Annotated in this window: 24 protein-coding genes and 1 other RNA gene; 12 read left to right on the forward strand and 13 right to left on the reverse strand. The window is 61.6% G+C overall.

Features of this window, described 5'->3' with window-relative positions:
- Positions 1–101 precede the first annotated feature (101 nt).
- A complete protein-coding gene (argA, locus tag JMV15_RS06115) occupies positions 102–1,400 on the reverse strand; it encodes an amino-acid N-acetyltransferase (protein ID WP_014720395.1) in 1,299 nt (432 codons plus the stop codon).
- A gap of 133 nt (positions 1,401–1,533) precedes the next feature.
- Entirely contained in the window at positions 1,534–2,682 is a 1,149-nt protein-coding gene (gene argE, locus JMV15_RS06120) for an acetylornithine deacetylase (protein ID WP_060766860.1), read from the reverse strand.
- A gap of 158 nt (positions 2,683–2,840) precedes the next feature.
- On the opposite strand from argE, the gene JMV15_RS06125 reads away from it, so the two are divergent.
- Positions 2,841–4,208: a CYTH domain-containing protein gene (locus JMV15_RS06125; RefSeq protein ID WP_019817786.1), complete on the forward strand. Its 1,368-nt coding sequence runs from the start codon at positions 2,841–2,843 to the stop codon at positions 4,206–4,208.
- Between the two features lie 71 nt (positions 4,209–4,279).
- Here the strand turns inward: JMV15_RS06125 and JMV15_RS06130 are convergent, their stop codons facing one another.
- Positions 4,280–4,750 carry an Lrp/AsnC family transcriptional regulator gene (locus tag JMV15_RS06130; RefSeq protein ID WP_003195279.1) on the reverse strand — a complete coding sequence of 157 codons (471 nt, stop codon included), beginning with the start codon at positions 4,748–4,750 and terminating at the stop codon, positions 4,280–4,282.
- A gap of 127 nt (positions 4,751–4,877) precedes the next feature.
- Here JMV15_RS06130 and JMV15_RS06135 point away from each other — a divergent pair, with 127 nt between their 5' ends.
- From JMV15_RS06135 to JMV15_RS06160, 6 genes are all read left to right on the forward strand, one after another.
- Positions 4,878–5,216 carry a hypothetical protein gene (locus JMV15_RS06135; RefSeq protein WP_014720398.1) on the forward strand — a complete coding sequence of 113 codons (339 nt, stop codon included), beginning with the start codon at positions 4,878–4,880 and terminating at the stop codon, positions 5,214–5,216.
- 79 nt (positions 5,217–5,295) lie between these two features.
- Positions 5,296–6,990 carry a GspE/PulE family protein gene (locus JMV15_RS06140; protein ID WP_191949083.1) on the forward strand — a complete coding sequence of 565 codons (1,695 nt, stop codon included), beginning with the start codon at positions 5,296–5,298 and terminating at the stop codon, positions 6,988–6,990.
- Between the two features lie 76 nt (positions 6,991–7,066).
- On the forward strand, positions 7,067–7,987 hold the full coding sequence (locus JMV15_RS06145; RefSeq protein WP_003195285.1) for an SPFH domain-containing protein: 921 nt from the start codon (positions 7,067–7,069) through the stop codon (positions 7,985–7,987).
- A 10-nt stretch (positions 7,988–7,997) separates the two neighbouring features.
- Positions 7,998–8,444, forward strand: a complete 447-nt coding sequence (locus tag JMV15_RS06150) for an NfeD family protein (RefSeq protein ID WP_014720400.1) — start codon at positions 7,998–8,000, stop codon at positions 8,442–8,444.
- Between the two features lie 68 nt (positions 8,445–8,512).
- Positions 8,513–8,827: a DUF2388 domain-containing protein gene (locus JMV15_RS06155; protein ID WP_003176799.1), complete on the forward strand. Its 315-nt coding sequence runs from the start codon at positions 8,513–8,515 to the stop codon at positions 8,825–8,827.
- A 164-nt stretch (positions 8,828–8,991) separates the two neighbouring features.
- The gene (locus JMV15_RS06160; RefSeq protein ID WP_038451935.1) at positions 8,992–10,134 is read left to right on the forward strand and encodes a DegT/DnrJ/EryC1/StrS family aminotransferase; all 1,143 of its coding nucleotides are present in this window, start codon (positions 8,992–8,994) and stop codon (positions 10,132–10,134) included.
- Positions 10,135–10,264: 130 nt separating this feature from the next.
- Here JMV15_RS06160 and gcvH read toward each other — a convergent pair whose 3' ends face one another.
- The 9 genes from gcvH to JMV15_RS06205 all read right to left on the reverse strand — a co-directional run bounded on the left by gcvH (position 10,265) and on the right by JMV15_RS06205 (position 19,662).
- Positions 10,265–10,648 (reverse strand): glycine cleavage system protein GcvH, encoded by a 384-nt coding sequence (gene gcvH / locus JMV15_RS06165; RefSeq protein WP_020301818.1) that lies wholly within the window; start codon positions 10,646–10,648, stop codon positions 10,265–10,267.
- A gap of 52 nt (positions 10,649–10,700) precedes the next feature.
- Entirely contained in the window at positions 10,701–11,783 is a 1,083-nt protein-coding gene (gcvT, locus tag JMV15_RS06170) for a glycine cleavage system aminomethyltransferase GcvT (protein WP_003195295.1), read from the reverse strand.
- Positions 11,784–11,939: 156 nt separating this feature from the next.
- Positions 11,940–13,556: an ABC transporter permease gene (locus tag JMV15_RS06175; protein WP_038451937.1), complete on the reverse strand. Its 1,617-nt coding sequence runs from the start codon at positions 13,554–13,556 to the stop codon at positions 11,940–11,942.
- Between the two features lie 150 nt (positions 13,557–13,706).
- The gene (locus tag JMV15_RS06180) at positions 13,707–14,711 is read right to left on the reverse strand and encodes an extracellular solute-binding protein (RefSeq protein ID WP_014720404.1); all 1,005 of its coding nucleotides are present in this window, start codon (positions 14,709–14,711) and stop codon (positions 13,707–13,709) included.
- A 162-nt stretch (positions 14,712–14,873) separates the two neighbouring features.
- Positions 14,874–16,091, reverse strand: coding sequence for a 2-octaprenyl-3-methyl-6-methoxy-1,4-benzoquinol hydroxylase (locus JMV15_RS06185; protein ID WP_019817787.1), 1,218 nt, complete (start codon positions 16,089–16,091; stop codon positions 14,874–14,876).
- Between the two features lie 8 nt (positions 16,092–16,099).
- A complete protein-coding gene (locus JMV15_RS06190; RefSeq protein ID WP_019817788.1) occupies positions 16,100–16,585 on the reverse strand; it encodes a DUF4442 domain-containing protein in 486 nt (161 codons plus the stop codon).
- On the reverse strand, positions 16,578–17,765 hold the full coding sequence (gene ubiH, locus JMV15_RS06195; RefSeq protein ID WP_038451939.1) for a 2-octaprenyl-6-methoxyphenyl hydroxylase: 1,188 nt from the start codon (positions 17,763–17,765) through the stop codon (positions 16,578–16,580). The genes JMV15_RS06190 and ubiH overlap by 8 nt, the downstream gene beginning before the upstream one ends.
- Positions 17,762–19,084, reverse strand: a complete 1,323-nt coding sequence (gene pepP / locus JMV15_RS06200) for a Xaa-Pro aminopeptidase (protein WP_014720408.1) — start codon at positions 19,082–19,084, stop codon at positions 17,762–17,764. The genes ubiH and pepP overlap by 4 nt, the downstream gene beginning before the upstream one ends.
- A gap of 20 nt (positions 19,085–19,104) precedes the next feature.
- Complete coding sequence (locus tag JMV15_RS06205) at positions 19,105–19,662, reverse strand: YecA/YgfB family protein (RefSeq protein ID WP_014720409.1); 558 nt, start codon at positions 19,660–19,662, stop codon at positions 19,105–19,107.
- A 138-nt stretch (positions 19,663–19,800) separates the two neighbouring features.
- On the opposite strand from JMV15_RS06205, the gene JMV15_RS06210 reads away from it, so the two are divergent.
- The 4 genes from JMV15_RS06210 (at position 19,801) to JMV15_RS06225 (ending at position 21,224) form a co-directional block, all read left to right on the forward strand.
- Entirely contained in the window at positions 19,801–20,010 is a 210-nt protein-coding gene (locus JMV15_RS06210) for a TIGR02449 family protein (RefSeq protein WP_003177365.1), read from the forward strand.
- Complete coding sequence (locus tag JMV15_RS06215; protein WP_014720410.1) at positions 20,007–20,324, forward strand: cell division protein ZapA; 318 nt, start codon at positions 20,007–20,009, stop codon at positions 20,322–20,324. Before JMV15_RS06210 ends, JMV15_RS06215 begins: the two co-directional genes overlap by 4 nt.
- A gap of 30 nt (positions 20,325–20,354) precedes the next feature.
- A non-coding RNA gene (ssrS, locus tag JMV15_RS06220) (6S RNA) lies at positions 20,355–20,533 on the forward strand.
- Between the two features lie 58 nt (positions 20,534–20,591).
- Entirely contained in the window at positions 20,592–21,224 is a 633-nt protein-coding gene (locus tag JMV15_RS06225) for a 5-formyltetrahydrofolate cyclo-ligase (protein WP_014720411.1), read from the forward strand.
- 9 nt (positions 21,225–21,233) lie between these two features.
- Here the strand turns inward: JMV15_RS06225 and JMV15_RS06230 are convergent, their stop codons facing one another.
- The gene (locus JMV15_RS06230; protein ID WP_010207387.1) at positions 21,234–21,383 is read right to left on the reverse strand and encodes a hypothetical protein; all 150 of its coding nucleotides are present in this window, start codon (positions 21,381–21,383) and stop codon (positions 21,234–21,236) included.
- Between the two features lie 195 nt (positions 21,384–21,578).
- On the opposite strand from JMV15_RS06230, the gene JMV15_RS06235 reads away from it, so the two are divergent.
- Entirely contained in the window at positions 21,579–22,028 is a 450-nt protein-coding gene (locus JMV15_RS06235; RefSeq protein ID WP_014720412.1) for an EVE domain-containing protein, read from the forward strand.
- Positions 22,029–22,050 lie beyond the last annotated feature (22 nt).

Genomic DNA, 22,050 nt, shown 5'->3' on the forward strand with positions numbered 1-22,050 from the left:
GTGGGAGCTGGCTTGCCTGCGATGCCAGCAACTCGGTCCTGCAGTTAAACCGAGGCGCCGCTATCGCAGGCAAGCCAGCTCCCACACAGAGCCGTACTCTTTTACAGGGCCTTTTCAAAGATCTTGGAGTTGCGCTGATAGTTGTACAGCGACGCCCGCGCCGACGGCAGGCGGTCCACGCTGCTGGGTACAAAACCGCGTTCGCGGAACCAGTGGGCCGTACGGGTGGTGAGTACAAAGAGGGTTTTCAAGCCCTGGGCGCGTGCCCGGGTCTGGATGCGTTCGAGCAATACATCGCCTCGCGCGCCGTGGCGGTACTCCGGGTTCACTGCCAGGCACGCCAACTCCCCCGCATCCGAATCCGCGATCTGATACAGCGCCGCGCAGGCGATGATCATGCCTTCGCGCTCGACCACGCTGAACTGTTCGATCTCCCGCTCCAGCACTTCCCGCGAACGGCGCACCAGAATGCCCTGCTCTTCCAGCGGGCTGATCAGGTCCAGCAAACCGCCGACGTCTTCGATCGCCGCTTCGCGCACCAGTTCGAATTGCTCCTGGGCCACCAGCGTACCGCCGCCGTCGCGGGTAAACAGCTCGGTGAGCAAGGCGCCATCTTCGGCGTAGCTGACGATATGGCTGCGCCCTACTCCACCCCGGCAGGCTTCGGCAGCGGCATCGAGCAGTTCGGCTTGATAGTTGCTGCCCAGGCGTTGCAGGTGCGCGGGTACTTGTTGTGGGCGCAATTCACGCACCAGGCGGCCGTTCTCATCGATCAGACCGGGATCGGCGCCGAACAGCAGCAATTTGTCGGCGCCCAGGTCGATGGCGGCGCGGGTGGCGACGTCTTCGCAGGCCAGGTTGAAGATCTCGCCGGTGGGCGAATACCCCAACGGCGACAGCAGCACGATAGAGCGCTCATCCAACAGGCGGTTGATGCCCTTGCGGTCGACCCGGCGCACTTCGCCGGTGTGGTGGTAGTCCACGCCTTCAAGCACGCCGATTGGCCGTGCGGTGACCAGGTTGCCGCTGGCCACGCGCAGGCGCGAGCCCTGCATCGGCGAGGACGCCATGTCCATGGACAAGCGCGCCTCGATGGCAATACGCAGATGGCCCACCGCGTCGATCACACACTCCAGCGTCGCAGCATCGGTGATGCGCAAGCCTTCGTGGTAAGCCGGGGTAAGGCCGCGTGCTTGAAGGCGGGTTTCGATTTGCGGGCGCGAGCCATGCACCAGCACCAGGCGCACACCCAGGCTGTGAAGCAGCACCAGGTCGTGGACGATATTGCCGAAGTTGGGGTGGTCCACACCATCGCCGGGCAGCATGACCACAAAGGTGCAGTCGCGGTGGGCGTTGATGTAGGGCGAAGCGTGACGAAGCCAATTGACGTATTCGGGCATAACACCTGGGCCTGTAATAAAAAGCAGCCAAATAAAGGATCAATCGTGAAAGCGCACAGCGGCTGATGGTTATCGTCGGAACAGGCTTGGCGACACGCTCACTCTCCTTATGTACGAATGGGCAAGGGCAAATTTATGCAGGTTTCAGGCAGTAGTGTTCGATCAGTTCCCGCAATAGACGCACTGTAGGCGTCAAGCGTGACATTTCAAGGTATTCGCCCGGCTGGTGAGCGCAGGCGATGTCGCCAGGCCCGAGCACCAGGGTTTCGCAACCGAGGCGCTGAAGATAAGGCGCTTCGGTGCCGAACGCTACTGCTTCGGCACGATGACCGGTCAAACGTTCCGCCACCCGCACCAGCTCGGCGTCTTCGGGCTGCTCAAAGGGGGGGACTTCGGGGAACAACGGCGCGTAGTCGATCTTGACCTTATGCCGCTCGGCCACGGGTTCGAGCTTCTGGCGAATCGCGGCGCGCAGCACCTCGGGGTCCATGCCCGGCAGGGGGCGCAGGTCGAACTCCAGGGAGCACTGGCCGCAGATGCGATTGGGGTTGTCGCCGCCGTGAATGCAGCCGAAGTTCATCGTCGGCTGCGGCACGCTGAATTGCGCGTTACGGTACTCGCGCTGCCACGCCAGGCGCAGGCCGCGCAGTTCGCCGATGGCGTCATGCATGGCTTCCAGGGCGCTGTGGCCCAGGCTGGGGTCCGACGAGTGGCCGCTGCGCCCGAGGATCTCGATGCGCTCCATCATCACGCCTTTGTGCAAGCGGATAGGCTTGAGCCCGGTCGGCTCGCCGATCACAGCTGCACGACCTAATGGGCGCCCCGCCTCGGCCAGCGCACGGGCACCGGACATAGAGCTTTCCTCATCACAGGTGGCAAGGATCAACAGCGGTTGCTTGAAGGGTTGGTCCAGCAGCGGCAACACCGCGTCGATAACCAGTGCGAAGAACCCCTTCATGTCACAACTGCCCAGCCCTACCCAGCGACCATCGACTTCCGTCAGCTTGAGCGGGTCGGTCTTCCACAGCGCCGCGTCATACGGCACGGTATCGCTATGCCCCGCCAACACCAAGCCACCGGGGCCGCTGCCGAAACTGGCCAACAGGTTGAACTTGCCGGGGCTGACTGGTTGGATATCGATGGCAAAGCCCAGGTCGCCCAGCCAAGCGGCGAGCAGGTCGATCACCGGGCGATTGCTCTGGTCGAGAGACGCCTGGGTGCAGCTCACCGACGGCGCGGCGATCAAGGCGGCGAACTGCTCTTTCATGGACGGTAACGGCATGCGCGGTCTCCCAACTTCCCGGATGAACCTCACTATAGAGGCATCTGCGCAACACAATAAACCGTTGCGGCACGTTGCCGGGCTCAGTCCTGTACACTGCACGACCTTGGCAGCCACACTTTTCCCCGGCTGCGCTCCCGATCCTGGATTTTCCGGCCATGCAGAAAGAAACCGAAATCAAGCTACGCGTCAGCCGCGAAACACTCGCCGCGCTGCGTGAGCACCCGTTACTGAAAAAACGCAACAAAAGTGGCTGGGAACGCCGTGAGTTGATGAACCAGTACTTCGACACCCCCGAGCGTGACCTGGCCCAGGCCAAGGTTGCCCTGCGCCTGCGCAAGGACGGTGACGACATCATCCAGACCCTCAAGACCCGCGGCCAAAGCGTCGCCGGCCTGTCGGAACGCAACGAATACAACTGGGACCTGCCCAAAGCCAAGCTCGACGTGAAGAAACTCGATGGCGAGTGCTGGCCCGAGCAACTGGCCGAGCTGGACAAAAAGACCCTCAAGCCGATCTTCACCACCGACTTCGTGCGTGAACGCGCCGAGATCGCCTGGGGCCGTGGCAAGGCCAAGGTGGTGATCGAAGCCGCCCTGGACCTGGGCCATGTGGTGGTCGGCAAGCAGAAAGAAGAAATCTGCGAGCTGGAACTGGAACTGCGCGAAGGCGAACCGTCGGCCCTGCTGGAACTGGCCGCCGAGCTGGCCGCAACCCTGGCCCTGATGCCGTGCGACATCAGCAAGGCCGAACGCGGCTATCGCCTGTATGACGCCAGCAGCTACTCCCTGAGCCTGCCGGCGCCACAGATCCACGCCGAAATGCCATTGGACGACGCCTTCGCCGCGATCCTGTGGCACCTGCTGGGCAGCAGCCAGCGCCTGGCTGAGCAATACCGCTTCAATGGCCACTGGCGCCTGTTGCAGGACTGGGTCGAGAACCTCGGCGAGTTGCGCGCCCTGATCGGCAGCCTCGGTCAGGCCGCGCCGCGCCAATCCACCAGCGAACTGCGCAGCGCCCTGGATGCGTTGCTGGAAGACTGGCGCCCGCTGGTCCAGGCCGGTGACGACGATGAAGACATTCGCAAAGCCGCGCCGGAACAGTTCATCGAAGAGCTGCAAGACGTGCGCTGGGGCCTGTTCTCACTCAATCTCTCGCGCTGGCTGCTGGCCCGCACCTGGACGGCCGAGCGTAATGTGCGTGGCAACCGCCAGGGCGCTGCGCAAATCACCAATTGGCTGCCACGCCTGCTGGCCGACGACGCCGTCGCCCTGCAACTGCAGCGCTACCAGCAACAGCCGGAAGATCTGGCCGAGCAACTGCCGCGCATCGAACGCATTCAGGCCTGGCTGCACCATGCGCGCCATGTGGTGGACATTCCTGAGCTGGACCGTTTGTACGGCGAACTGAACAAGCTGGCGCACCTGGCCAACCAGCCGATTACCGATGAATCCCTGGATGCGCGTATGCATCAGGCGATTGCGGTGTATCAGAATCGTGCCTGGAAGACCCTTCTGCGCCTGTAATCGCTATCGCGGGCAAGCCCGCTCCCACATTTGCTGTGGGAGCGGGCTTGCCCGCGATGAGGCCCTCCCTGTCAGCGCAAGACTGGCAGGCTGGTGGTGGACTTGATCTCCGACAGCGCCACAATCGAGTTGACCTCCTGGATCCCCGGCACCATCGACAACTTCTCGAAGAAAAACCGCTCGTACGCCTCGATATCCGAGGTGACGATACGCAGCAGAAAATCCACCGCCCCCATCAGCACGTAGCACTCCAACACTTCCGGAAAACCGCGAATCGCCTCGGTGAACTCAGTGAAATTGGAGCGACCGTGGGCGTTGAGTTTGACCTCGGCGAAAATCTGCGTGTTGAGCCCGATTTTCTTGCGGTCCAGCAGGGTGACCTGGCCGCGGATCACCCCCTCCTCCTTGAGCCGCTGAATACGCCGCCAGCATGGCGACTGCGACAGGCCGACCTGTTCGGCAATCTGTGCACTGGAGAGCGAGGCATCCTCTTGCAGCAAGGCCAGGATACGGCGGTCGTAGGCGTCCAACTCACTGTGCATAAACGCACCCCTGAATAGGCTTATCTTGAATTGTTCTGGTCGATTTATCGCCAAACAGGCTTATTTTAGATAAGAAATCTCCCGAGGCGAATGTAAAAATTTCTCCAGTCTAAACTGGAGAGTCAGCATGCATGCCGTCGAAACCGCCTACCCCGCCACCCGCGTCGATGCGTGGGCCGCCAATAGCAGCCACTGCCAGGCGCACTATCGCATCGTCGCCGAGGCTGAACCGGACGTGCTGTGCCGGGTACTGAACTACTTCGCGCTGCAATTGCTCACGCCCACCCAGGTCAGCATGAACCGGGAAGCCGACCTGCTGAGCATCGATATCGTGATGACCGGCCTGAGCTGGCACCGCGCCCAGGTGATCGGTGAAAAGATTCGAAACCTGATCAGCGTCTGCACCCTGGAGCTGTGGTCGGCTGATTCCGAGCGGCCTCAAGCGCTGGCGGCGATGGCGCAGTAAAAACCGGCAACACACGCGCCAGCAGGACCTTCAGCGGCTGGCTAGCCTGGGATTACCCCCACGCCCCAGGAAAACCTGCATGCCCGTCGCCGCTCACGATCACCTCTTGGAACTGCAGCAATTGTTGCCGGCGCTGGTCGAGCAAGGGTTGATCACGGCGCAGGCGGCGCAAAAGGTAGCGCCAGCGTCCGGCAGCCAGCATCCCTTGGAATGCATCGCAGCCCAGGGCCCTTGTCTGGAGACCTTGATTCAATGGCTGGCCCGGCAGGTCGGCCAGCCTTACCTGCGCATCGACCCATTGAAGATTGATGTGGCGGCCGTGGTGCCCTTGATGTCCCACGCCTTTGCTCAGCGCCACGGCATTCTTGCAGTCGCGGTGGATGCCCACAGCGTGACGGTCGCCAGTGCCCAACCCCATATCACCACTTGGGAAGCCGGGCTGTCCCAGGTACTCAAACGCACGATCAAGCGCGTGGTTGCCAACCCTCAGGATATTCAGCGCTGTATCAACGAGTTTTACCGCTTGGCCAAGTCCGTCAGCGGTGCGGATCAAAAAATGACGGCGCCTGGCAATGTCGACTTGCTCAGCCTCGGCGCCAGCGACAAGGAGCCGGACGCCAACGACGCGCATATCGTCAACATCGTCGACTGGCTGCTGCAATACGCCTTTGGCCAACGAGCCAGCGACATCCATATCGAGCCCTGCCGCGACCAGGGTCGGGTGCGCTTTCGCATTGATGGGCTGCTGCATGACGTCTATCAATTTCCCCCGCAGGTCACCATGGCCGTGGTCAGCCGCCTGAAAAGCCTGGGGCGAATGAACGTGGCCGAAAAACGCAAGCCCCAGGATGGCCGCGTCAAGACCAGGAACCCTGCGGGTGTCGAAGTGGAATTGCGGCTTTCCACCCTCCCCACGGCATTCGGCGAAAAACTGGTGATGCGAATTTTCGACCCACAGGTGCTGCTCAAGGATTTCGACCAGTTGGGTTTGTCCAGCGCCGACCAGCAACGCTGGCACGCCATGACGCGACGCACCCACGGCATCATCCTCGTCACAGGCCCGACCGGCTCAGGCAAGACCAGCACCCTCTACACCACCCTCAGGCAACTGGCGACCCGCGAGGTCAACCTGTGCACGGTGGAAGACCCGATTGAAATGGTCGAGCCGGCCTTCAACCAGATGCAGGTCCAGCACAACATCGACCTCACCTTCGCCAGCGGCATCCGCGCCCTGCTGCGCCAGGACCCGGACATCATCATGATCGGCGAAATCCGCGACCAGGAAACCGCAGAGATGGCTATCCAGGCCGCGCTGACCGGGCACCTGGTGCTCTCGACCCTGCACACCAACGATGCACCCAGTGCCATCAGCCGTCTGCAGGAACTGGGCATTGCTCACTATTTGATCAAAGCCACGCTCATAGGTGTGATGGCGCAGCGCCTGGTGCGGCTTCTGTGCAGCCACTGCAAGCACCCCGCGGGCCTGGAGGACGATGGCGGCTACGAAGCTGTCGGCTGTGCACACTGCCGTGACAGCGGTTATCGAGGCCGGGCCGGACTGTATGAAATCATGCTCATGGACTCGGCACTCCAGGCGCTGGTCACTCCAGGCGCGGACGTACAAGCCCTGCGCCGTGGGGCACTGGCGCAGGGCATGAGCAGCCTGCGCATGGCCGGCATCGAGAAAGTGAAGGCCGGGCTGACCACGATGACGGAGGTGTTGCGGGTCACGCCAGGGGATTCAGAAACAAATCCTTTTTTTGTTGGGCCATGAAACCGTCCTTATCCGTGACCAGACCGTTACAATCGGCCTAATGTCATTCACTGACACCTTCAGATAGGGAATCGCTATGCAGATCGGAACCGTACTGCTTCTTTTCGTGGGCTTGGCCATCGCCATCCTGTTCATGGGGTTCAAAGTGGTGCCCCAGGGCTACCAATGGACCGTCGAGCGTTTCGGCCGCTACACCAACACCCTCAAGCCCGGCCTGAATATCATCATCCCGGTCATGGACCGCATCGGTCGCAAGATCAACGTGATGGAAAGCGTGCTGGATATCCCGCCTCAAGAAGTCATCACCGCCGACAATGCCACCGTGCAGATCGATGCCGTGTGCTTCTTCCAGGTCGTCAACACCGCCCAGGCCGCCTATGAGGTCAACAACCTCGAACATGCTATCCGCAACCTGCTGCAGACCAATATCCGTACCGTACTCGGCTCCATGGAACTGGACGCCATGCTGAGCCAGCGCGACGGCATCAACGAAAAACTCCTGCGCACCGTGGATGAAGCCACTGCGCCATGGGGCATCAAGATCACCCGTATCGAGATCAAGGATATCAGCCCGCCTGCCGACCTGATGGCCGCCATGTCCGGCCAAATGAAAGCCGAACGGATCAAGCGCGCACAGATCCTCGAAGCCGAAGGCCTGCGGGCGTCGGCGATCCTGACAGCGGAAGGCAAAAAGCAGGCGCAAATCCTTGAAGCCGAAGGCAGCCGCCAGGCAGCGTTCCTGGAGTCCGAGGCCCGCGAGCGCCAGGCCGAAGCCGAAGCGCGGGCGACACAAGTGGTGTCCGAAGCCATTGCGTCGGGCAACGTGCAGGCGGTGAACTACTTCGTCGCGCAAAAATACATCGACGCCCTGGGCAAGCTTGCGTCTGCCAACAACAGCAAGGTCATCCTGATGCCGCTGGAAGCCAGCCAGGTGATTGGCGCCGTGGGCGGTATCGGCGAAATCGTCAAGGCAACCTTCGGCAACCAGAAAGGCTGAGGCCAACACCATGTGGGACTTTTTGCTGCATTTGTCGTTTTGGGACTGGTTAGCCCTAGGCACCGTGCTGTTGATTCTCGAGGTGTTCGGTGCCGGAGGCTACCTGCTCTGGATGGGCATCGCCGCCGCAGCCGTGGGCGTGATCAAGTTCCTGTTCCCGCCGCTGGGGCTGGAATGGCAACTGCTGCTGTTTGCGGTGTTGTCGATACTGACCGCCGTGTACTGGTGGAAACGCCAACGCAGCAGTGCCAAGGCCAGCGATCAACCGGGGTTGAACGAGCGCGGTTCAGAGTTGGTCGGGCGCACTTTCGTGGTGCATCAAGCCATAGTGGATGGCCGCGGCAAGGTCAAAGTCGGCGATGGCGTGTGGATGGTCACCGGTGCCGACGCCCCCGTGGGCGCTCAAGTCCGCGTGGTTGGGCAGGATGGGGTGATTTTGAAGGTTGAAACTGTTTAGTCAGTGATGGAACTGGATCGGGTTAACTACAATCAAAACGTACAGATAACCCACCGGAGTCACCCATCATGCGTCTCAAATATGCTGTCGCAACCCTCGCTGTGCTTTCCCTACCTGTCGGCTCAGCCATGGCCGATAGCTTCTGGCGTAATGTCATCTCGTCGGGCGCCACCACTGGCTCGACTTACCTGACGTTCAAGGACCACAAGCTGGTGGTCGCCGCCCAGGACGACGCAGGCAGCTTCGTCGCCAGCGACGGCGGCATTCGCGGCCCGTACCTGGAAGCGGCCATGCAGAAGGTCCGCGCCGACAACCCTGGCCTCCAAGCCACCGACATGGAACTGGCTAACGCCATCCTGGCGAAGAATGCTGTAACCGAGTAACAACTGCCCTCATAAAAAATGCCGCTTTTTCAAGCGGCATTTTTTTGCCTGCTGCATGACGAATCGTTCATGGATGACAGGCTATATTCAGTCTCAGCGTGCAACCATGCCCTACTGACACGTCTATTTTTCATTGCCTACCTGAAACGGATGCCTTCTTCGTCATGAGCCAACAGCCCTTCCTGCCGTTTTCCAAACCGACCATTGATGAAGCCACCATCGCGGCGGTCGGCGATGTTCTGCGTTCCGGCTGGATCACCAGCGGGCCAAAGGTGCAGGCGTTCGAAGCACAGTTGTCAGACTATTTTGGCGGACGTCCGGTGCGCACCTTCAACTCGGGCACCTGCACCATGGAGATCGCCTTGCGCATCGCCGGGATCGGGCCTGGGGATGAAGTCATCACCACGCCAATCTCCTGGGTTGCCACGGCCAACGTGATTCTCGAAGTGGGCGCCACTCCCGTCTTCGCCGACATCGACCCGGTGACGCGCAATATCGACCTGGCCCAGGTGGAAGCCGCCATTACTCCGCGCACCAAGGCGATCATCCCGGTGTACCTGGCCGGCTTGCCCCTGGATATGCCGATGCTCTACGCGCTGGCCAACAAGTACAACCTGCGCATTGTCGAAGATGCTGCCCAGGCCCTGGGGTCCAGCTGGGATGGAGAACGCATCGGCGCAACTGGCGACTTCGTGTCCTTCAGCTTCCAGGCGAACAAGAACATTACGTCGTCCGAAGGCGGCTGCCTGGTGTTGAACAATGCCGAGGAGGCCCGTCTGGCAGAGAAGTACCGCCTGCAAGGCGTCACCCGCAGCGGCTTCGATGGCCTGGATGTGGATGTGCTGGGTGGCAAGTTCAACATGACCGACATTGCCGCCGCCATCGGCCTGGGGCAATTTGCGCACATCGAGAAAATCACCGCCCATCGTCAGAACCTGGCACGGCACTACTTCAAATGCTTCGGCAGCAATTTCGAAGCCCAATACGGCGCGCAACTGCCGCCGGCCGACTTCGAAAACAGCAACTGGCACCTGTTCCAACTGGTATTGCCGGAGCGCCAGGATGGCCTGCCAGCCCGTGCGACGTTCATGGAGCAGATGCAGGCCCACGGCGTGGGTATCGGCTATCACTACCCGCCGATCCACCTGCTGAGCCTCTATCGGGCACAGGGTTTCAAGGAAGGCATGTTCCCGGTGGCCGAACGTGTTGGGCGTTTGATCGTGTCGTTGCCGATGTTCACGGCGATGACAGAGGCGGATGTGGAGCGGGCTGTAGCGGCGGTTAAAGCCGTACTGAAAAAAGGCTGATCACAACAAATCAACTGTGGGAGCTGGCTTGCCTGCGATGCTGGCACCTCGGTGTATCGGTGATACCCGGGTGATCCAATCGCAGGCAAGCCAGCTCCCACATTGAGGTGTGCTGTTGCAGCTGTTGCGTTTATTCGCCGATCGCGGCTTTGTAGCCGGCGGCATCCAGCAGTTTGTCCAGCTCGGCCTTGTCGCTTGGCTTGAGCTTGAAGATCCAGGCGCCGTACGGGTCAGAGTTCAACAGCTCAGGACTGCCACCCAATTCTTCGTTGACGGCAAGCACTTCGCCCGCAATCGGCGAGTAAATATCCGAAGCGGCCTTGACCGACTCCACCACGCCCGCCTGGTCTTGAGCGGCAAACACCTTGCCCACTTCGGTCAGTTCAACAAACACCACATCACCCAAAGCTTCCTGTGCATGGTCGGAGATCCCGACGGTCACGGTGCCGTCAGCTTCCAGACGGGCCCATTCGTGACTTTCGGCAAAACGCAGGTCGGCAGGGATATTGCTCATAGTCTGTGTCCTCAAGATGAAATGTCAGCGGCCATTGGCCTGCCGGAATTGGTTAGATCAGGGTTTTGCCATGACGCACGAAGGTCGGCTTGACCACTCGAACCGGATACCACTTGCCGCGGATTTCCACTTCGGCCCGGTCGGCAGTCGCCGTCGGCACACGCGCCAGCGCAATGGATTTGCTTAGCGTAGGCGAGAAACTACCACTGGTGATCTCTCCTTCGCCAACATTGGCGATACGAACCACTTGGTGAGCACGCAGCACACCACGCTCTTCAAGGACGAGCCCGACCAGTTTGAACTGCACGCCGGCTGCTTTTTCTGCTTCCAGCGCAGCGCGGCCAATGAAGTTACGCTCGACAGGTTCCCAGGCGATGCTCCAGGCCATGTTGGCCGCCAGCGGCGAGACGGCCTGGTGAATATCCTGGCCATACAGGTTCATGCCGGCCTCCAGGCGCAAGGTATCGCGCGCACCGAGGCCGATGGGGGAAATGCCAGCGCCCACCAGGTCGTTGAAAAAGCCCGGTGCCTGATCGGCCGGCAGCACGATTTCGAGGCCGTCTTCGCCGGTATAGCCGGTGCGGGCGATATACCAGTCGCCATCGGCCCGGCCTTCGAACGGTTTGAGCTGATGGATCAGGATGCCACGGGACTGGGTCACCAGTTCGGCGATTTTCTGCCGGGCGTGGGGGCCTTGGATGGCGAGCATGGCCAGCTCGGAGCGCTCATGCAGTTGCACTGAGTAGCTGCCCAGTTGCGCCTGCATCCAGGCCATGTCCTGATCGCGCGTGGCGGCGTTGACCACCAGGCGGTAACCGGTTTCGGTGCGGTAGACGATCATGTCGTCCACCACCCCGCCCTGCTCGTTGAGCATGGCGCTGTATAACGCACGGCCACAGCCGTGCAGTCGGTCGACATCATTGGCCAGCAGGTACTGGAGCCATTCCTTGGCCTGGGGGCCGGTGACATCGATCACGGTCATATGAGATACATCGAAGACCCCGCAGTCGCGTCGCACCTGGTGGTGTTCTTCAACTTGCGAGCCGTAATGCAAAGGCATATCCCAACCGCCAAAATCGACCATTTTCGCGCCGAGGGCGAGATGCAGGTCATACAGAGGCGTACGCTGTCCCATGGGTTTCTCCTTCCGGGCTTGGCGAAGGCGCGCAGAGCTGCCACGTGCGCCGAACACCTTGTACTACAAGGCCCGCAGCCACATACAGCAGGTCGATCCGAAAGACGGAGCGCACCGAATGCCGCGCATTGTAGCCTCAAGCCGTAGGACTGGCACCTAACCGATTTGCCGAGCCGAGCGACGAATCAGCCCGATGACCGGCAACAAGCCGACCAGCACAAGGGTCAGCGCCGGCAAAGACGCCCGTGCCCATTCGCCTTCACTGGTCATTTCAAAGATGCGGACCGCCAGGGTGTCCCAGCCAAACGGGCGCATCAACAAGGTGGCCGGCATTTCCTTGAGCACATCCACGAACACCAGCAGCGCTGCGCTCAACGCGCCCGGCAGCAATAACGGCAGATACACTTTGCAAAACAGTCGTGGGCCGCTCACCCCAAGGCTGCGTGCCGCTTCGGGCAAAGACGGACGGATTCGCGCCAGGCTGTTTTCCAGCGGCCCGTAGGCCACCGCCAGGAACCGCACCAGATACGCCAGCACCAGTGCCGACAGGCTGCCCAGCAGCAAAGGCTTGCCCGCCCCGCCCAGCCATCCGGAGAGCGGCACCACCAACTCGCGGTCCAGGTAACTGAACGCCAGCATGATCGACACCGCCAGCACCGAGCCTGGCAAGGCATAGCCGACATTGGCCAGGCTGATACCGGAGCGAATCGCCCGGGTGGGCGCCAGACGGTTGGCAAAGGCCAGTATCAGCGCGACGCTGACGGTGATCAGGGCTGCGATACCGCCCAGGTAGAGGGTATGCACGATCAGCCCGGTGTAACGTTCATCCAGGTCGAAGCGGCCACGCTGCCAGAACCACGCCACCAGTTGCAGCATCGGAATCACGAACGCACAGGCGAAGACCAGGCTGCACCACGCACTGGCCGCCACGGCTTTGAACCCGCGCAAGTGGTACAACGCCTTGCCCCGCGGGCGCTCATTGCTCGGTCGACTGGCCCCGCGCGCACGTCGCTCGCCATACAGCACCAACATCACTACCAGCAGCAGCAGACTCGCCAGTTGCGCGGCACTGGACAGGCTGAAAAAGCCGTACCAGGTTTTATAGATAGCGGTGGTGAAGGTGTCGAAATTGAACACTGAGACCGCGCCAAAATCCGCGAGTGTCTCCATCAACGCCAAGGCCACACCGGCACCAATCGCTGGCCGCGCCATTGGCAATGCCACACGCCAGAACGCTTGCCATGGCGATTGCCCCAGCACCCGGGCCGCTTCCATCAAGCCTTTGCCCTGAGCCAGGAACGCGCTGCGCGCCAGCAGGTAGACATAGGGATAGAACACCAGCACCAACACGATGACCACGCCGCTGGTAGAGCGTACCCGCGGCAAGCGCAACCCGGTGCCGAACCACTCGCGCAGCAGGGTTTGCACCGGGCCGGCGAAATCCAGCAGGCCCACAAACACGAAGGCCAGCACATAGGCAGGGATTGCAAAGGGCAACATCAGTGCCCAGTCGAGCCAGCGCCGCCCGGGGAACTCGCACAGGCTGGTCAGCCAGGCCAGGCTGACGCCCAGCAGCGTCACGCCCAGGCCGACACCGAGCACCAGGGTCAAGGTGTTGCCCAGCAAGCGGGGCATCTGAGTGTCCCAGAGGTGCGACCAGATCTGCGGGTCGATGCTTTGCCAGGACAGCAGCAGCACGCTCAGCGGCAACAGCACCAAGGCGGCGACGCTGAAAACCGGCAGGTACCAGCGACGTTGGGCGGGGTGGGCCAAGGAAAAGCTCTCAGAAAAATAAAGATGTTGAAGCGGCCACTAACCAATGTGGGAGCTAGCTTGCCTGCGATACAAGCACCCCGGTGTATCAGTGATACCGACGTGATGCAATCGCGGGCAAGCCAGCTCCCACAGTCGAGCGGCGCAGCTTCAGTTCCAGCCAGCGCGATCCATCAGGCGAATCGCTTCGGCCTGGCGCTTGCCTGCCACTTCCACTGGCAAGGTATCGGCCACGAACTTGCCCCAGGTCGCCACTTCCGCCGATGGCGGTACCGCCGGGTTGGCCGGGAACTCCTGGTTGACGTCGGCGAAGATCTTCTGCGCCTCAGGCGTGGTCATCCACTCCACCAGCGCCTTGGCCGCTTCCGGGTGTGGTGCGTGCTGGGTCAGGCCGATGCCGGAGAGGTTCACATGCACGCCGCGGTCGCCCTGGTTCGGCCAGAACAACTTCACTGCCAGGTCTGGCTTCTGCTTGTGCAGGCGACCGTAGTAATAGGTGTTGACGATACCCACGTCGCATTGCCCGGCGTTGATGGCCTCCAGCACGGCGATGTCATCGGAGAACACGTCGGTGGAGAGGTTATTCACCCAACCCTTGATGATTTCTTCGGTCTTGGCCGCGCCATGGGTCTCGATCAACGTGGCGGTCAGCGACTGGTTGTAAACTTTTTTCGCCGTGCGCAGGCACAGGCGGCCTTCCCACTGCTTGTCGGCCAGGGCTTCGTAGGTGGTCAGGTCGCCCGGTTTTACCCGGTCGGTGGAATAGGCGATCGTTCGCGCCCGCAGGCTCAAACCGGTCCAGGCGTGGGCCGATGAGCGGTATTGCAGAGGAATATTCTTGTCGATCACAGGAGAGGTGAACGGTTGCAGGATGCCCATCTGCTCGGCCTGCCAGAGGTTGCCGGCGTCAACGGTGAGCAGCAGGTCGGCGGTGGCGTTCTCGCCCTCGGCCTTGATGCGCTGCATCAACGGGGCTTCCTTGTCGGTGATGAACTTGACCTGTACGCCGGTCTTTTTGGTGTAGGCGTCGAACACAGGCTTGATCAGTTCGTCGATACGCGAGGAGTAGACCACGACTTCGTCGGCCGCCTGCACGGTGGTGCTGCCGATCAGGGTGAGTGCCAGGGCAGTCAGGAGGCGCTTGGGTGCCAACATGGGTGCGGTCTCTCATTTGCAAATGGAGGGCAAATGATAAGGACTCACATTTGGTAACGCTTGGTGGAGGCGTTACCAGATGTTGCACAGCCAGAATATGCGCCGGAGCTGACGGCCTCATCGCGGGCAAGCCCGGCTCCCACAGAGGGTTGTATTGTCAGTTCAGGGTTTGGCGAGTTCGGGGAGATCGCCAGTCAATCCGAGTGCCTGGCGCACAAACACGGCTTTGGCTTCGGGCATCTGGTCGACGATTTTCAAACCCGCGTTGCGCAACCAGCGCAGCGGCAGTTGATCGGCCTGGAACAAGCGCTCAAAGCCTTCCATCGCCGCCATCAGCGCCAGGTTATGGGGCATGCGGCGCCGCTCGTAACGGCTCAGCACTTTCACATCGGCCAGGCGCTCGCCGCGCTCGGTCGCCGCCAACAGCACTTCGGCCAGCACGGCTGCATCGAGCAAACCCAGGTTGACGCCCTGCCCCGCCAACGGGTGGATGACGTGAGCGGCGTCGCCGATCAATGCCAGGCCTTCGGCCACATAGCGTTTGGCATGGCGCTGGCGCAACGGTACGCACACACGCGGGTCAGCACTGAGCACGGTGCCCAGGCGCCCCTCGAAAGCACGCTCCAGCTCACGGCAGAAGCCTTCGTCATCCAGCGCCATCAAACGCTCGGATTCGGCGGGCGTGGTCGACCAGACTATCGAACACCAGTCTTCCTGCCCATCGCGCACCAGCGGCAGGAACGCCAGCGGACCGGTGTCGGTGAAGCGTTGCCACGCGGTACGCTGGTGCGGCTGACTGCTGCGCACGCTGGTGACGATGGCGTTATGCAGGTAATCCCATTCACGGGTAGGTGTACCGGTCAGGCGGCGTACGGCGGAGTTGGCACCGTCGGCAGCCACCACCAGCGGCGCGCGCAGCTTGCGGCCGTCGGCCAGGGTCAGCAACCAGTCATCGCCGGAGCGGCGCATCTGTTCCAGGCGCGCACTGGCCAGCAGGCCGAGGTCGCAGTCATGCAGGCGATCGAGCAAGGCATCCTGCACCACGCGGTTCTCGACGATATGCCCAAGCACCTCGGCATGCACACTGGCCGCCGAGAAGTGGATCTGCCCGGTGCCGCTGCCGTCCCATACCTGCATTTCGCCATAGGGGCTGGCACGCCGCTCTACGATACCGTCCCACACGCCCAGGCGCTCAAGAATGCGCTGGCTGGCCGCCGACAACGCGCTCACCCGCGGTTCAAACGCCGCAGCCGGGTCAAATGGCTTGACGCTCAACGGGCTGCCGTCGAGCAGCAGTACTTGCAAGCCACTGCCCTGCAACGCCAGCGCCAGGGCGCTTCCGACCATTCCGGCCCCGACAATCAGCACATCTGCGCGCATGTCCATATTCAAGCCTGTCTCGCTGGCGGCTTGCGCCGCACATAAAGGGTTTTGTCGACCCGCGCCACCAGAGTGCCGGAGCCGTCATGAATCTCGACTTTGAGGTGGGGCAGATATTTCTCGCCACCTTCAGTCTGGCGCCGGATCTGATCGAGCAAAGCGTCGTCGATGGAGAATTCGGCATACACCGGGCCTTTGCCCGGCGAGATGAAGTCGATACTCGCAGCCTTGTCCCACACGATGTAGTCGCGGCCCAGGTTCTCGATCAACAGCAACATGTAGAACGGATCGACCATCGAATACAGGCTGCCGCCAAATTGCGTACCGACGTAATTGCGGTTGTACCAACCCAGGCCCATGCGCACCTTGGCATGTCGGAAATCGGCACTCAATGCCTGCACCCGCACCCCGGCGCCGAGGTACGGCGGGTACAGGGTGAGGAACCAGCGCAACAGCCGCGCCTTGCCCACGCGTTGGGTTAGCCACTTACGCATCGGAACGCGTACCCAGGCCCATGGCCTGACGGGCGAACCAGCGTTTGGCCGGTGGTAACAGGTCGAGGCCAAGCAAGCCCATATTGCGGCCCAGCGCCATCAACGGTTGGGCACTGCCAAACAGGCGCGTGACCTGGTCGGAGAAGCCTACGGTGAGTTGCTGGTCCAGGCGCTGGCGCTCGCGATAGCCTTGCAAGGTCGCCAGGTCACCCGGCACAGCAGGCCCGGCCAACAGGGCTTCGGCCAAGGCATTGGCATCGCGCAGGGACAGGTTGAACCCCTGCCCGGCAATCGGGTGCAGGCTGTGGGCGGCATTGCCGAGGACCACCAGGTGCGAACGCACTTGCTCTTCGGCTTCCACCAGGGTCAACGGGTACAGGTGGCGGGCGCCCACTTGCTTGAGGGTGCCCAGGCGATACCCGAACACACCCTGAAGTTCGCTCAGGAAGCTACGCTCGTCGAGGCTGGCCAAGCGCTGGGCGTCCATGCCGATGCGGGTCCAGACCAGCGCGCAACGGTTGTCCGGCAGCGGCAGCAAGGCCATGGGGCCTTCATCGGTAAAGCGCTCGAACGCCTCGCCATTGTGCGCTTCGCTCGGCGTGATGTTGGCGATCAGCGCGCTCTGGTTGTAGGGCCGGGTTTTCACGCCGATGCCCAGCTGCTCACGCAAGCCGGAACGGCCGCCATCGGCCAGTACCGCAAGGTCGCATTCCAGCACGGTTTCATCGTTGAGGATCAGGCGATAGCCATCGGGCAGAGGCTCCATGCGCGTGACTTCTGCCGGGCAACGCCAGATCACCACGTCCTTGTCCAAGCCTTGCCATAGGCATTGGCCGAGCCAGGCGTTTTCCACCACATAACCCAGGGCTGGCACGCCCTCCTCCATCGCGGACAAACGCGCGGTGGAGAAGCGCCCACGGTCCGATACATGGATCTGCTTGATCGGCTCCGCCCGTCGGGAAATGGCCTGCCACAGGCCCAGACGCTGGTAAATCTGGCGCGCGCCAAACGACAGCGCGGAAGATCGCGCATCGTAGCTCGGCTGGTAGCTGTCGCCCGGTGCAAAGGGTTCGATCAGTACGATCTTCCAACCCCGAGCCTTGGCCCCGGCTTGCAATGCCAGGGCCAGGCTGGCCCCCACCAGGCCGCCGCCGACAATCGCCAGGTTGACCCGGCTCATCGGGCAGCCGCCATCAACGCTTCGATCTCGGCAACGGTCTTGGGCACACCGCCGGTCAGGATTTCACAGCCTTGCTTGGTCACTACCACGTCGTCCTCGATGCGCACGCCAATGCCACGCCATTTCTTTGCCACAGTCTGGTTGTCCGGGGAAATATAGATACCCGGCTCCACGGTCAAGGCCATGCCCACTTCCAGCACGCGCCATTCACCGCCCACTTTGTACTCGCCCACATCATGCACATCCATGCCCAGCCAGTGGCCGGCACGGTGCATGTAGAAGGCGCGGTAGGCTTCGCTGGCGATCAGTTCGTCAACGTCACCTTGCAACAACCCCAGCTTCACCAGGCCGGCGGTGATGACCTGCACGGTCGCCTCGTGGGCCTGGTTCCAATGTTTGTTCGGCGCGATCTGCTTGAAGGCGGCTTCCTGGGAGGCCAGCACAATCTCGTAGATCGCCTTTTGCTCGGGCGAAAACTTGCCGTTGACCGGCCAGGTACGGGTGATATCGCTGGCGTAGCAATCGATCTCACACCCGGCGTCGATCAGCACCAGGTCGCCGTCCTTGAGCACCGCGTCATTCTGCTGGTAATGCAGGATGCAGCTGTTGCGCCCAGCAGCGACGATGGAGCCATAGGCCGGCATCTTCGCGCCGCCTTTGCGAAACTCGTAATCCAGCTCGGCTTCCAGGCTGAACTCATGCAGGCCGGCACGACTGGCCTGCATCGCCCGCACATGGGCCGCACAGGAAATTCGCGCCGCCTCGCGCATCACCTTCACTTCTGCCGCCGATTTATACAGGCGCATATCGTGGAGCAAATGATCCAGGGCAACGAATTCGTTCGGCGGCTGGGCGCCCAGGTGTGCTTTGGAACGGATCACGTTGATCCACTCCATCACGTGCCGGTCGAACTCGGCATTGCTGCCCATGGCCGAGTACACGCGGTCGCGACCTTCGATCAGGCCGGGCAGGATGTCGTCGATATCGGTAATGGGGAAGGCGTCATCCGCGCCAAAGTCACGAATCGCGCCCTCGGTGCCCGCACGCAGGCCGTCCCACAATTCGCGCTCGGCATTGCGCTCGCGGCAGAACAGCACGTACTCGCCGTGCTGGCGACCGGGCATCAGCACGATCACCGCTTCGGGCTCGGGGAAACCGCTCAGGTACTGAAAATCGCTGTCCTGGCGGTAAACATGCTCGACATCGCGGTTGCGGATGGCCACGGCGGCGGCCGGCAGGATCGCGATGCTGTTGGGTTCCATCTGCGCCATGAGCGCTTTGCGGCGCCGGGTGTATTCCGCTTTGGGGATATGGATCATGGGCAGATGGGTGTCCTTTCTCAGTGCAACGACGGCTTGGGAGCAGCGGGCTCAGCGGACTTGCGGGTCTCGGTGAACAGCAGCAGCGGCGCGACGCGCAGGTACTCCATGACTTCCATGTAGTCGCCTTCGCCGTCTTCGGATTCTTCCAGGGCATCTTGCACCTGGGAGATGGCCGCCAGGTCCTGCAGCACTTCCTTGGCGTCGGTGCTCAGCTCCAGGCCGCCGGCATTCACGCCGAAACCGTGGAGGAAACCCTGGCACCATTGGCCCAGCGCGGCAGCGCGATCGGCCAGCGGGGCGTCGTCGGTGGGCAGCAGCAGGACCACGGTGACGTCATCACCGGTCAGTTCGCCCTTGACCATTTCTTGCAGGCCGATCAATGCGTTGCGCACATTGTCGGTGGGTTCGGTTTCCAGCAGCTCGGCCACATCGGCCAGCCAGTTGTCGGCATCAAAGCCGACACCGGTGCAACTGCGGCCCAACAGCACGCCGTGCAGTTCAGCAGGCGAGCATGGATGGCCGCTGGCGCTCAGCAGTTTGGAAAAAGCATCGTACGGGGAGTTCTGAATGGGCATGGTGAGCTAGGCGCCAGACGGCGCAATGTCTAGAATGGAGCGCTGTATCCTAGCACCGGCAGACGCACCAAGACTATCGAGGGCGTCAGATCGTTTATCCTGCAGTTGCCATTCATCAGACAAATCCAGTGGAACCCAATGGAAGACACCGACCTGCAAGCGCTGATGGCCAGACTCGAACTGCTAATTGATCGGGTCGAGCAACTTAAGAGTCAAAACGGACTCCTATTAGCTCAGGAAAAGACCTGGCGCGAGGAACGCGCTCACCTCATTGAAAAAAACGAAATCGCCCGGCGTAAGGTCGAATCGATGATTTCGCGCCTGAAGGCCCTGGAGCAAGACTCATGAGTTCAAGCAATAGCGTTACCGTGCAGATCCTCGACAAAGAATATTCGATCATCTGCCCCCAGGAAGAACGCAGCAACCTGGTGAGCGCTGCCCGCTACCTGGACGGCAAGATGCGCGAAATCCGCAGCAGCGGCAAAGTGATCGGCGCCGACCGCATCGCCGTGATGGCCGCGCTGAATATCACCCATGACCTGCTGCATAAGCAGGAGCGCCCTGACGTACAGGCCAGCGGCTCGACGCGCGAGCAGGTGCGTGACCTGCTCGATCGCGTGGATCTGGTGCTTTCCACCGATTCAGACACACCCAAGGGCTGATTGCCGAGCAGGTTTAAGGTATACTCGCCCCACTCCCTGGCGTGTTTGCCAGTCGGCGATGTCCCTGAGCCGATTCGCACTACCCTGGAAGTTGCACGTTGGGCTGGTGTGCATGTCCGCTAGACGGAAAGCCTTAAAGCCTACTGCTTCTTCCACCTTGAACTTTCGGGTTCAAGGGCTAAGTCGACAGCGGCTCTGTCGGGGAGCCTGAATTCCCAAACTCAATGCCAGTCCCCGGACTGGCATTGTTTTATGAGCCGAAAAATCATGACCGAACCTGCGCCGCTTTCCCGTCCGCAACTTCGACGCATGTTGCGCAAGGCCCGCCGCGCGCTCACGCCAAGCGAGCAGCGCCAGGCCGCTCAGGGTCTGTACCGGCAACTGGCACAGCACCCGCTGTTTCGCCGGGCCAAACATATCTCTTTATATCTGCCCACGGACGGTGAAATCGATCCGCGCCTGCTGCTGCGTGCGGCCCAGCGTCGCGGCAAAGCCACTTACCTGCCGGTGCTCAGCGCCTGGCCGCGCACCAAGATGGTGTTCCAGCGCGTACGCCCTGGGGATAGGTTGTTGCCCAACCGCTTTCGCATCCTTGAGCCACGGGTCAATGCCCATCACCAGCGCCAAGTCTGGGCGCTGGACCTGGTATTGTTGCCGTTGGTGGGGTTCGATGATGTGGGTGGGCGCCTGGGCATGGGCGGCGGGTTCTACGATCGCAGCCTGGCCTATCTTGCCCGCCGCCAGAGCTGGCGCAAGCCAACGCTGCTGGGGCTGGCCCATGAATGCCAGAAAGTCGAACGCCTGGCGCAGGCAAGCTGGGATGTGCCGTTGGCGGGGACGGTGACTGATAAGCAGTGGTATGTCGCACAAACGCCGCTGGAAACAGCGGCGCCTTGGTGAATGCTTGAGTTAACGCTTGAACGGTTGTGGCTGCTGCTGAGCCAGTTCAACCGGTGCATCGGTCTTGTTCGACCACAGGCTCTGGGCATAACCGGTGGTCACGACGCCCAGACCAAACAAAATAACCAAAATCCATAGTAAATCCGGCTTACGTTGCATCGATTGCCCCCCTTTCAGGCACCTCGTACACGATGACAACAACGTTCCAAAGTAGTCCGTTGCAGCTGCGTCAAGCTTAAAAGCGCGCATTCTGCGGTAACGTGAACCAACACGCAAACCTTGACGCCAACCGACTGTCGGTTTGTCATGCAATTGCCCGACAACTTACCCAATGCCTTTTTCAGGAGCCCAACCATGGCCTACTGGCTGATGAAATCCGAGCCCGACGAACTCTCCATCAACGGCCTGGAAAAGCTCGGCGAAGCGCGCTGGGACGGGGTACGCAACTATCAGGCGCGCAACTTTTTGCGCGCCATGGCCGTGGGCGACGAGTTTTTTTTCTATCACTCCAGTTGCCCGGAGCCAGGGATTGCCGGCATCGGCAAAATCATCCGGGCCGCCTATCCGGACCCCACTGCGCTGGAACCAGAAAGCCACTATTTCGACGCCAAGGCCACCCCGGAGAAAAACCCGTGGAGCGCGATCGATGTCGCACATGTGCAAACCTTCTCCAAGGTGCTGGGGCTCGGCTATCTAAAACAGCAAACTGCACTGGCTGAAATGCCGCTGGTGCAAAAGGGCAGTCGGCTTTCGGTCATGGCGGTCACACCGGAGCAGTGGGCAGCGGTCCTCCAGTTGCTTTAATTGAAACTGGCTTCTTGCGGTG

The sequence above is a fragment of the Pseudomonas paracarnis genome (genome assembly GCF_904063055.1).
Taxonomy (GTDB): domain Bacteria; phylum Pseudomonadota; class Gammaproteobacteria; order Pseudomonadales; family Pseudomonadaceae; genus Aquipseudomonas; species Aquipseudomonas paracarnis.

Excerpts from the sequence above, each read along its gene's own strand:
- JMV15_RS06145 (WP_003195285.1), top strand. The coding sequence starts at position 7,067 with ATGCAGATCGGAACCGTACTGCTTCTTTTCGTGGGCTTGGCCATCGCC.
- JMV15_RS06160 (WP_038451935.1), top strand. The coding sequence starts at position 8,992 with ATGAGCCAACAGCCCTTCCTGCCGTTTTCCAAACCGACCATTGATGAA.
- argE (WP_060766860.1), bottom strand. The coding sequence starts at position 2,682 with ATGCCGTTACCGTCCATGAAAGAGCAGTTCGCCGCCTTGATCGCCGCG.
- pepP (WP_014720408.1), bottom strand. The coding sequence starts at position 19,084 with ATGATCCATATCCCCAAAGCGGAATACACCCGGCGCCGCAAAGCGCTC.
- JMV15_RS06150 (WP_014720400.1), top strand. The coding sequence starts at position 7,998 with ATGTGGGACTTTTTGCTGCATTTGTCGTTTTGGGACTGGTTAGCCCTA.
- ubiH (WP_038451939.1), bottom strand. The coding sequence starts at position 17,765 with ATGAGCCGGGTCAACCTGGCGATTGTCGGCGGCGGCCTGGTGGGGGCC.
- JMV15_RS06205 (WP_014720409.1), bottom strand. The coding sequence starts at position 19,662 with ATGCCCATTCAGAACTCCCCGTACGATGCTTTTTCCAAACTGCTGAGC.
- JMV15_RS06135 (WP_014720398.1), top strand. The coding sequence starts at position 4,878 with ATGCATGCCGTCGAAACCGCCTACCCCGCCACCCGCGTCGATGCGTGG.
- JMV15_RS06215 (WP_014720410.1), top strand. The coding sequence starts at position 20,007 with ATGAGTTCAAGCAATAGCGTTACCGTGCAGATCCTCGACAAAGAATAT.
- JMV15_RS06140 (WP_191949083.1), top strand. The coding sequence starts at position 5,296 with ATGCCCGTCGCCGCTCACGATCACCTCTTGGAACTGCAGCAATTGTTG.
- JMV15_RS06225 (WP_014720411.1), top strand. The coding sequence starts at position 20,592 with ATGACCGAACCTGCGCCGCTTTCCCGTCCGCAACTTCGACGCATGTTG.
- JMV15_RS06130 (WP_003195279.1), bottom strand. The coding sequence starts at position 4,750 with ATGCACAGTGAGTTGGACGCCTACGACCGCCGTATCCTGGCCTTGCTG.
- JMV15_RS06185 (WP_019817787.1), bottom strand. The coding sequence starts at position 16,091 with ATGCGCGCAGATGTGCTGATTGTCGGGGCCGGAATGGTCGGAAGCGCC.
- gcvT (WP_003195295.1), bottom strand. The coding sequence starts at position 11,783 with ATGGGACAGCGTACGCCTCTGTATGACCTGCATCTCGCCCTCGGCGCG.
- argA (WP_014720395.1), bottom strand. The coding sequence starts at position 1,400 with ATGCCCGAATACGTCAATTGGCTTCGTCACGCTTCGCCCTACATCAAC.
- JMV15_RS06155 (WP_003176799.1), top strand. The coding sequence starts at position 8,513 with ATGCGTCTCAAATATGCTGTCGCAACCCTCGCTGTGCTTTCCCTACCT.
- JMV15_RS06235 (WP_014720412.1), top strand. The coding sequence starts at position 21,579 with ATGGCCTACTGGCTGATGAAATCCGAGCCCGACGAACTCTCCATCAAC.
- JMV15_RS06230 (WP_010207387.1), bottom strand. The coding sequence starts at position 21,383 with ATGCAACGTAAGCCGGATTTACTATGGATTTTGGTTATTTTGTTTGGT.
- JMV15_RS06125 (WP_019817786.1), top strand. The coding sequence starts at position 2,841 with ATGCAGAAAGAAACCGAAATCAAGCTACGCGTCAGCCGCGAAACACTC.
- JMV15_RS06180 (WP_014720404.1), bottom strand. The coding sequence starts at position 14,711 with ATGTTGGCACCCAAGCGCCTCCTGACTGCCCTGGCACTCACCCTGATC.
- gcvH (WP_020301818.1), bottom strand. The coding sequence starts at position 10,648 with ATGAGCAATATCCCTGCCGACCTGCGTTTTGCCGAAAGTCACGAATGG.
- JMV15_RS06190 (WP_019817788.1), bottom strand. The coding sequence starts at position 16,585 with ATGCGTAAGTGGCTAACCCAACGCGTGGGCAAGGCGCGGCTGTTGCGC.
- JMV15_RS06210 (WP_003177365.1), top strand. The coding sequence starts at position 19,801 with ATGGAAGACACCGACCTGCAAGCGCTGATGGCCAGACTCGAACTGCTA.